Raw genomic sequence first — 8,198 nt, forward strand, 5'->3', positions numbered from 1 at the left:
CGTGGAAGATCACTCCGGTGACGTTCCCGCCGCGGGAGGCGACCGCCGCCTCGAGGGCGTCGATGCCGCCCCGGGCCGTCGCGCACCGGGGCGGCCACGCGTATGGGGTAGGGTTTGGCTGCGCGTTCACACGGATCACCGTGGGACGGCACCGGGACGTGGCGCAGCTTGGTAGCGCACTTGACTGGGGGTCAAGGGGTCGCAGGTTCAAATCCTGTCGTCCCGACGGTGCGAAGGGTCTTCGCGGGCGAGAGCCCGCGGGGCCCTTTTTCGCGTTGCCGCCCCGACACCGCCGTAACCAGTCGGTGGACGTCCCCTTGACGCGGCCTGGATGCGGATTCACACTCCTGATGAGAATCCTAGTGAACAGGTAGGGAAACATGGGGCGCGCCGGACCGGTCAGGAGTCGTGTGAGTCCTACGACCCCGCCGTCGCCTCTCCTGACCTCCCGCCGGCACATCGATCTGCTGCGTGTCTGCAGCGCGATCAGGCCGCCCCTCGGCTGAGCCCGGCCGCACCCCGCGCCTCCGGTGTCCCTCGCGGCACCGCCCTGACCGGCGCGCGCGTGCCCGCCGTCCGCCGATCGCCCGACGTCGCTTCCGCCGCGCGTACGTCTGCGCACCCACCCCGGGGAGATCCATGTCCGTTACGCCGCTCGCCCCCGTCCCCTCCACGTCGCTCACCCCCTCCTTCCGCGGCCGCATCGGGCGGGACGCCCGCAGTGGGCACTACGCCGTGCCCGGCCGCTACCACCTCCACCTGTCGCCCGCCTGCGCCGGCGGACTGCGCATCGCCGTGACGCACAGCCTGCTCGGCCTCACCGACGTGTGTCCGGTGACCGTGCTGGACGCCGTCCCCGACTGTCCCGACGGGGGGTACTCCGTGCTGCGCCCGCTCTACGACGCGAGCGCGCACCGGTATTCGGGGGCCGCCGTCGGGCCGGTGCTCAGCGACGCCTGGTCGGGCCGTATCGTCAGCACCCACGCCCCGGACGTGACACGGGACCTGGCCCGCCACTTCGGCGGCGGCCGTCCCGCGCTGTACCCGTGCGGCACGGAGACGGAGATCCAGACCGTGGAACGGCTGTGCGCCCAGGGCGTCGACGCGGCCGCGCAGAGCGCCGGACAGGCCGGCGCCGACGCGGAGCAGCGGACGGCGGCGCTCGACACCCTGTTCGGCACGCTGGGCGCGCTGGAGCGGCGCCTGACCGTGCACGACTATCTGATGGGTGATCAACTCACGGCGGCCGACGTCGAGTTGTTCGTTACGCTGGTGCAACTCGACACCGTGCACCGGCATCACCTGGACGCCGCCGCCGTGCACCGCATCGCCGGCCACCCAGCGCTGTGGGCCCACGCCCGCCACCTGGCCGCCCACCCGGCCTTCGCCGCCCACCTCGACCTCGACGGCATCGCCCGCCGCCATCACGCCCGTTGCCGGGGCCTGGAGGCGGCCGGAGCGGCCGTCCAGATCCTCGACTGGGCCGGCCACGCCGCCCTCCGGTCGTAGCCGTGCCCCGGCCGTGCTCCCGCCGTTCCACGCCACCGACCCCGCTGTTCCAGCAGGTGGACGGGTGTTGACATCGGATCGGCCGATTGTCTTGACTGACGTCCAGAAGGTCATGAGCGTCAGCCACAGGCCCTGGCCGGCTGACCGGCAACCCTCGCACGCGGTGGGGTGCCCCAGGTGACGACCGGACCGACGACTCTTCGGTAAGCGCGAGGCCCGCAGGGCCGGAACAGTGACGGTGACGACATGTACGCAGCTCCCAGGACGGCCGCACGCCGCTCCGCGGGCTGCGTACCGCCGTACGCGGACATCCTGGTCGCCGATCGCGCCGTCGACCTGCTCCGCGTCAACAGCGCACTGTGTACCGCACCGGGCCGTGCCCGCTGTCGGGGCTGACGGACTCTCCCCAGCCCTCACCGCACCGCCGCACCGCTGCCCGGCACGCCGCTCGTCCTCCTGACGAACTCGGCCCGCACGGTGTGCCGTTGTCCACCCAGCTCCCGGTTCCCCACGTTCCGTGCGTCCCGCCGCGCCGCAGGCCGATCCCCGCCCTGCCGCCGCGCCGTGGCCGCTCGCGTTCGTCGCGGTCCCGGGCATCCGACTCTGCCGGAGCACCTCCATGAGTGAACCCCCTGGCGCCACCGTGTCCCTCGCCGAGGCGCCACCACCCACCGACACCCCGTCAAGACCCCTCAGCGCGCAGCGCGTTCGGCCGCTGCGCCGCCCCGGACGGTGGATCGCCACCGCGGTGGTCCTGGTCCTTGCCGCGCAGTTCGCACACGGACTGGTCACCAACCCCTTCTACCAGTGGGACCGGTTCGGCTACTGGTTCCTGCGGCCCACCATCGTCGACGGACTGCTCATCACCCTCGAAGTCGCCGCATACAGCGCCGTGTTGGGCCTGCTCGGTGGAGTCCTGCTCGCGCTGGCCCGGCTCTCCGGGAGCCCCGTCCTGCGCGCGGTCAGCTGGACCTACGTGTGGGTGCTGCGCTCGGTGCCCCTCATCGTGGTCCTGATCTTCCTGTACAACTTCAGCGCGCTGTACCAGACGCTCAGCGTCGGAGTGCCCTTCGGCCCCGCCTTCTTCCGCTTCGACGAGTCGCGGCTCGCCACCGACATGGTCGTCGCCGTGGTCGGCCTGAGCCTCAACGAGGCGGCCTACGCCGCCGAGGTGGTCCGCGGTGGCATCCTCTCCGTGGACCAGGGCCAGCACGAGGCGGCCTCCGCCCTCGGACTGCCGAAGGGCTACCAGTTCACGAAGATCGTCTTCCCGCAGGCCCTCAGGTCCATCGTCCCGAACTACGTCAACCAGCTGATCGGCCTGGTCAAGAGCACCTCGCTGGTCTTCTACGTCTCCCTGCTCGACCTGTTCGGCTCCGCGCAGACGATGGGCTCCACCTACCCCGGCGACATCGTGCCGCTGCTCCTGGTGGTCACCGTCTGGTACCTGATCCTCACGAGCCTCGTCTCGGTCGTCCAGTTCTACGTCGAGCGGCACTACGCCCGGGGCGCCACCCGCTCCCTGCCGCCGACGCCGCTGCAGAAGGCACGCACCGCACTCACCGACCTCAGGGCCCGGATCCGCAGGGAGGCCGCCGTATGAGCGCCGACGTAGTCGAGGCCGTGCCCGCCGCGGTCGAGGTCCACGACGTGCACAAGTGGTACGGCGCCCACCGGGTGCTGGACGGCATCGACCTGACCGTGCGGCCCGGCGAGGTCACCGTAATCCTCGGCCCGTCCGGCTCCGGCAAGTCCACCCTGCTGCGGGTCGTCAACCACCTGGAGAAGCCCGATATCGGCCATGTCAGCGTGGGCGGCGAACTGATCGGCGTCCGGCGGCAGGGTGACCGAAGGAAGCGGGGGACCCCGCCGGCGGAAGGCCGGGGGAGGCTCAAGGAGCTCAGCGAGCGGGAGATCCTCGCCCAGCGCAGCCGGATCGGGTTCGTCTTCCAGAACTTCAACCTCTTCCCGCACCTGACCGTCCTCGACAACGTCGCCGCCGCGCCCGTGGCCACCGGGAAGCTGTCCCGGAGCGCGGCGCGGGAGCTGGCCCGCGCCCTGCTGGACCGGGTCGGCCTCGGGGACAGGACCGGCGCCTACCCCCGGCAGCTGTCCGGGGGCCAGCAGCAGCGGGTGGCGATCGCCCGCGCCCTGGCCCTGCGCCCGGGGATCATCCTGTTCGACGAGCCCACCTCGGCCCTCGACCCCGAACTCGTGGGTGAGGTCCTGGCCGTCATCAAGGATCTGGCGACCAGCGGCACGACCCTGGTCATCGTCACCCACGAGATCGGTTTCGCCCGCGAGGTCGCCGACCGGATCGTCTTCATCGACGCGGGCCGGATCGTCGAACAGGGGCCGCCCGGCGAGGTGTTGGACCGGCCGCGGCACGAGCGGACCCGCGACTTCCTCGCCAGGGTCCTCTGACACCACCGACGCCCCTCCACACGCCCCCGTCACGCCCTTCACCCGCACCGCCGCACCGTGCGGCCCGTCACACCGTGCACCCCGCAGACCTACAGACCCGCAGACCCCAAGGACAAGGACAGCCCGTCATGCCTACCCACATCACCCGCCGGAGCCTGCTGCGTGGCGTCACCGCCGCCACCGCCGTCGCCACCCTCGCGACCGGGCTCGCCGCCTGCGGGGGAGAGAGCGACGCCGCCACCAGGACGTCGGACCCCGCCGGCACGGTCACCGTGGGGAAGCTGTCCAACGGAGCCGCGCGGCAGACCACGCTCAAGGTCTCCGAGGTGAAGTCGATCAGCGCCGAACTGCCCGACGCGGTCCGCAGAAGCGGAAAGCTGGTCGTCGGTGTCGGCGCGCTTCCCTCCGGGTTCGCGCCGCTGGCGTACGTCGGCAGCGACCAGAAGACCCTCACCGGCGCCGAACCCGACTTCGGCCGCCTGGTGGCCGCGGTGCTGGGACTCCGGCCCGAGGTGAGGAACTCCACCTGGGAGAATCTGTTCGTCGGCGTGGACAGCGGCAAGGTCGACGTGGCCTTCTCCAACGTCACCGACACCGAGGAACGCAAGAAGAAGTACGAGTTCGCCTCCTACCGGCAGGACAACCTCGGCTTCGAGGTGCCGGCGAAGAGCAAATGGAACTTTGACGACAACTACGAGAACCTCGCCGGCCAGACCGTCTCCGTAGGCTCCGGCACCAATCAGGAGAAGCTCCTGCTGGAGTGGAAGGCCAAGCTGGCCAAGGAGGGCAAGAAGCTCACCGTCAAGTACTACCCGGACCGCAACGGCACCTACCTGGCACTGTCCAGCGGCAAGATCGACTCGTTCTTCGGCCCCAATCCCGGTATCGCCTACCACGTCACCCAGGCGGCGAAGACGCCGAACGCCACCCGCAACGCCGGCACGTTCTCCGGCGCCGGCGAGTCGCTCCAGGGCCTCATCGCCGCCACCGCGAAGAAGGGCAGCGGCCTGGCCGAGCCGGTCGCCGACGCCGTCAACCACCTGATCAAGAACGGCCAGTACGCCGCCTGGCTCAAGGCGTGGAACCTCTCCAACGAGGCCGTCACCACCTCCGAGGTCAACCCGCCCGGGCTGCCGCTCGACAACTCCTGACCGCACCGCCCACCCGCCGGCCGGCCCGCGGAACCGTCTTCCGCGGCCGTCCCGGTGCGCGCGGCCGGAACAGACAGTGCGACCGGACCGTTGGGACCGGGGAGGAGACGCGCCCGGCACGGGCCCGCACGGCCCCCGGGGCCCGACGTACGGAGGTGACGGACGTGACCCGCGTCCCGCGTTCCGCCCACCTCCACCCCCGGCCGCACATCGACCTCCGGCGCCTGGCCGGCGCGCTCTGTTGCTCCTGACGCCGTTGCCCCCGCCCGGCCCTTCCCCGTGAGGGCCGGTGCTCCCGTACGGACCTCCAGGAAGGCACCCACCCGTGTCCCCTTCTCCCTCTCCTACCTCTTCCCTGCTGCACCTCGCCGTCGCCCTCGACGGCACCGGCTGGCACCCCGCCTCCTGGCGGGAGCCCGTGTCCCGGCCCCGGGACCTGTTCACCGCCGGCCACTGGGCCGAACTGGTCGCCGAGGCCGAGCGCGGCCTGATCGACTTCGTCACCTTCGAGGACGGCCTCGGCCTCCAGTCCTCGCACCTGTTGGAGCCGGACGCGCGCACCGACCAGGTCCGCGGCCGGCTGGACGCCGTCCTGACCGCGGCCCGCATCGCACCGCTGACCCGGCACATAGGTCTCGTGCCGACGGTGGTGGCCACCCACACAGAGCCGTTCCACATCTCCAAGGCGATCGCCACCCTGGACTATGTGAGCACCGGCCGGGCGGGCCTGCGGGTGCGGATCAGCGCGCGCCCCGACGAGGCCGCCCACTTCGGCCGGCGCGCGATCCCCCGGGTCGAGACCTTCGACAGTCCGGCCGCCCAGGAGCTGATCACCGACCTCTTCGACGAGGCCGCCGACCACGTGGAGGCCGTGCGCAGGCTCTGGGACAGCTGGGAGGACGACGCGGAGATCCGCGACGTCAGCACCGGCCGTTTCATCGACCGCGACAAGCTGCACTACATCGACTTCGAGGGCCGCCACTTCAGCGTCAAGGGCCCCTCGATCACCCCGCGCCCGCCGCAGGGCCAGCCGGTCGTCAGCGCCCTCGCCCACCAGACCGTGCCCTACCGGCTGGTCGCCCGCCAGGCCGACATCGGATACGTCACCCCCCACGACGCCGGCCAGGCCCGCGCGATCGTCGCGGAGATCCGCGCCGAACAGGAGGCCGCCGGGCGCGCCGCCGAGCCGGTGCACGTCTTCGGCGACCTCGTGGTCTTCCTCGACGACGACCCGGCCGAGGCCGCCGCCCGCCGCGACCGCCTCGACGCACTGGCCGGTGCCGAATACCGCTCCGACGCACGGATCTTCACCGGCACCGCCGTACAACTCGCTGACCTTCTGCAGGAGTTGCAGTCTGCGGGACTCACCGGCTTCCGGCTGCGGCCCGCCGTCCACGGCCACGACCTCCCCGCCATCACCCGGGCCCTGGTCCCCGAACTCCAGCGCCGCGACGCCTTCCGCCGCTCCTACGAGGCTGACACCCTGCGCGGACTGCTGGGTCTGTCCCGCCCCGCCAACCGCTACGCAACCGCCTGAGCCGGAAGGACCGCAGACCCATGAGCAAGCCGCTGAAGCAGATCCATCTGGCCGCCCACTTCCCGGGCGTCAACAACACCACCGTGTGGAGCGACCCCGCGGCCGGCAGTCACATCGAGTTCAGCTCCTTCGCGCACTTCGCGCGGACCGCGGAACGCGCCCGGTTCGACTTCCTGTTCCTCGCCGAGGGCCTCCGGCTGCGCGAACAGGGCGGCAAGATCTATGACTTGGACGTCGTCGGCCGCCCCGACACCTTCACCGTCCTCGCCGCGCTCGCCGCCGTCACCGACCACCTCGGCCTGACCGGCACCATCAACTCCACCTTCAACGAGCCCTACGAGGTCGCCCGGCAGTTCGCCAGCCTCGACCACCTCTCCGGCGGCCGTGCCGCCTGGAACGTCGTCACCTCCTGGGACGCCTTCACCGGCGAGAACTTCCGGCGGGGCGGCTTCCTGCCGCAGGACGAGCGGTACTCCCGCGCCAAGGAGTTCCTCGCCACCACCCACGAACTCTTCGACTCCTGGCGGGGCGACGAGATCCTCGCCGACCAGGCGTCCGGCACCTTCCTCAGCGACGCCAGGGCCGGCGCGTTCGTGCACCAGGGGCAGCACTTCGACATCGAGGGCCGGTTCGACGTCCCGCGCTCCCCGCAGGGCCGCCCGGTCATCTTCCAGGCCGGCGACTCCGACGAGGGCCGCGAGTTCGCCGCCTCCGGAGCCGACGCGATCTTCAGCCGGTACGCCACCCTCAAGGAGGGCCAGGAGTTCTACACCGACGTCAAGAGCCGGCTCGCCAAGTACGGCCGCGGCCACGACGAGCTCAAGATCCTCCCCGCCGCCAGCTTCGTGCTCGGCGACACCGACGCCGAGGCGGAGGAACTGGCCAGGCAGGTGCGGCGCCAGCAGGTCAGCGGTGCCACCGCCATCAAGCACCTGGAGTTCGTCTGGAACCGGGACCTGTCGTCGTACGACCCGGAAGGCCCGCTGCCCGACATCGACCCGGACCCCGGCGAGCACCACATCGCCCGCGGCCGCGCCCAGGTGCGGATGTACCGCGACCCGCTGGCCACCGCACGGGAGTGGCGCGAGCGTGCCGCGGCCAACAACTGGTCGATCCGCGACCTGGTCATCGAGACCGGCAACCGGCAGAACTTCGTCGGCTCCCCGGCCACCGTCGCGAAGACCATCGACGACTACGTGCAGGCCGACGCGAGCGACGGATTCATCCTCGTCCCGCACATCACCCCGACCGGCCTCGACGGCTTCGCGGACCGGGTCGTCCCGCTGCTCCAGGAGCGGGGTGTCTACCGCACGGAGTACGAGGGCCCGACCCTGCGCGACCACCTCGGCCTCGCGCACCCGGACGCCGCGCGCGAGGAGCGGGCCGCGTCGTGAGCGGCCCCCCGGCCCGCCGTGCGTAACCGTCGGCCCGCCGTGCGTAACCGTCCCGGCCGCGTGAGTGGCGTGGTCGAGGACGTCACCCTCCCCGGACAATGGCGCTTAGACACTCATCTTGGCTAGAGTCCGGCCATGCCGTTCGCGCCGCAATACCTGCATCTCGTCTTCCCCGACACGGAG

The 8,198-nt window shown here is 71.6% G+C and carries 9 protein-coding genes, 1 tRNA gene and 1 riboswitch; all 10 genes read left to right on the forward strand.

Features of this window, described 5'->3' with window-relative positions; all coding sequences use genetic code 11:
• Positions 1-152: 152 nt before the first annotated feature.
• The 10 genes from ABZT03_RS41985 to ABZT03_RS42030 all read left to right on the forward strand — a co-directional run bounded on the left by ABZT03_RS41985 (position 153) and on the right by ABZT03_RS42030 (position 8,015).
• Positions 153-226: transfer RNA gene (locus ABZT03_RS41985), tRNA-Pro, on the forward strand.
• A gap of 154 nt (positions 227-380) precedes the next feature.
• Positions 381-506, forward strand: coding sequence for a putative leader peptide (locus ABZT03_RS41990; protein ID WP_356049305.1), 126 nt, complete (start codon positions 381-383; stop codon positions 504-506).
• Between the two features lie 133 nt (positions 507-639).
• Positions 640-1,509: a glutathione S-transferase C-terminal domain-containing protein gene (locus tag ABZT03_RS41995; RefSeq protein WP_356049307.1), complete on the forward strand. Its 870-nt coding sequence runs from the start codon at positions 640-642 to the stop codon at positions 1,507-1,509.
• A gap of 108 nt (positions 1,510-1,617) precedes the next feature.
• A riboswitch (SAM riboswitch) is annotated at positions 1,618-1,725 on the forward strand.
• A 30-nt stretch (positions 1,726-1,755) separates the two neighbouring features.
• Positions 1,756-1,905 carry a hypothetical protein gene (locus ABZT03_RS42000; RefSeq protein WP_356049309.1) on the forward strand — a complete coding sequence of 50 codons (150 nt, stop codon included), beginning with the start codon at positions 1,756-1,758 and terminating at the stop codon, positions 1,903-1,905.
• A 223-nt stretch (positions 1,906-2,128) separates the two neighbouring features.
• The gene (locus ABZT03_RS42005) at positions 2,129-3,112 is read left to right on the forward strand and encodes an amino acid ABC transporter permease (RefSeq protein ID WP_356049311.1); all 984 of its coding nucleotides are present in this window, start codon (positions 2,129-2,131) and stop codon (positions 3,110-3,112) included.
• The gene (locus ABZT03_RS42010) at positions 3,109-3,933 is read left to right on the forward strand and encodes an amino acid ABC transporter ATP-binding protein (protein WP_356049313.1); all 825 of its coding nucleotides are present in this window, start codon (positions 3,109-3,111) and stop codon (positions 3,931-3,933) included. Before ABZT03_RS42005 ends, ABZT03_RS42010 begins: the two co-directional genes overlap by 4 nt.
• Positions 3,934-4,061: 128 nt before the next feature.
• The gene (locus ABZT03_RS42015) at positions 4,062-5,084 is read left to right on the forward strand and encodes an ABC transporter substrate-binding protein (RefSeq protein WP_356049315.1); all 1,023 of its coding nucleotides are present in this window, start codon (positions 4,062-4,064) and stop codon (positions 5,082-5,084) included.
• A 164-nt stretch (positions 5,085-5,248) separates the two neighbouring features.
• The gene (locus ABZT03_RS42020) at positions 5,249-5,335 is read left to right on the forward strand and encodes a putative leader peptide (protein ID WP_356049319.1); all 87 of its coding nucleotides are present in this window, start codon (positions 5,249-5,251) and stop codon (positions 5,333-5,335) included.
• A gap of 74 nt (positions 5,336-5,409) precedes the next feature.
• Positions 5,410-6,621: an LLM class flavin-dependent oxidoreductase gene (locus tag ABZT03_RS42025; protein ID WP_356049316.1), complete on the forward strand. Its 1,212-nt coding sequence runs from the start codon at positions 5,410-5,412 to the stop codon at positions 6,619-6,621.
• A 20-nt stretch (positions 6,622-6,641) separates the two neighbouring features.
• Entirely contained in the window at positions 6,642-8,015 is a 1,374-nt protein-coding gene (locus ABZT03_RS42030) for an NtaA/DmoA family FMN-dependent monooxygenase (RefSeq protein WP_356049317.1), read from the forward strand.
• The last annotated feature ends 183 nt before the right edge of the window (positions 8,016-8,198 follow it).

This window comes from Streptomyces sp. NPDC005574 (assembly GCF_040605435.1).
In the GTDB taxonomy this organism is placed as follows: domain Bacteria; phylum Actinomycetota; class Actinomycetes; order Streptomycetales; family Streptomycetaceae; genus Streptomyces.

Bases quoted from the DNA above. Each gene is read 5' to 3' on its own strand.
- ABZT03_RS41990 (WP_356049305.1), top strand. From the start codon at position 381: ATGGGGCGCGCCGGACCGGTCAGGAGTCGTGTGAGTCCTACGACCCCG.
- ABZT03_RS41995 (WP_356049307.1), top strand. From the start codon at position 640: ATGTCCGTTACGCCGCTCGCCCCCGTCCCCTCCACGTCGCTCACCCCC.
- ABZT03_RS42000 (WP_356049309.1), top strand. From the start codon at position 1,756: ATGTACGCAGCTCCCAGGACGGCCGCACGCCGCTCCGCGGGCTGCGTA.
- ABZT03_RS42005 (WP_356049311.1), top strand. From the start codon at position 2,129: ATGAGTGAACCCCCTGGCGCCACCGTGTCCCTCGCCGAGGCGCCACCA.
- ABZT03_RS42010 (WP_356049313.1), top strand. From the start codon at position 3,109: ATGAGCGCCGACGTAGTCGAGGCCGTGCCCGCCGCGGTCGAGGTCCAC.
- ABZT03_RS42015 (WP_356049315.1), top strand. From the start codon at position 4,062: ATGCCTACCCACATCACCCGCCGGAGCCTGCTGCGTGGCGTCACCGCC.
- ABZT03_RS42030 (WP_356049317.1), top strand. From the start codon at position 6,642: ATGAGCAAGCCGCTGAAGCAGATCCATCTGGCCGCCCACTTCCCGGGC.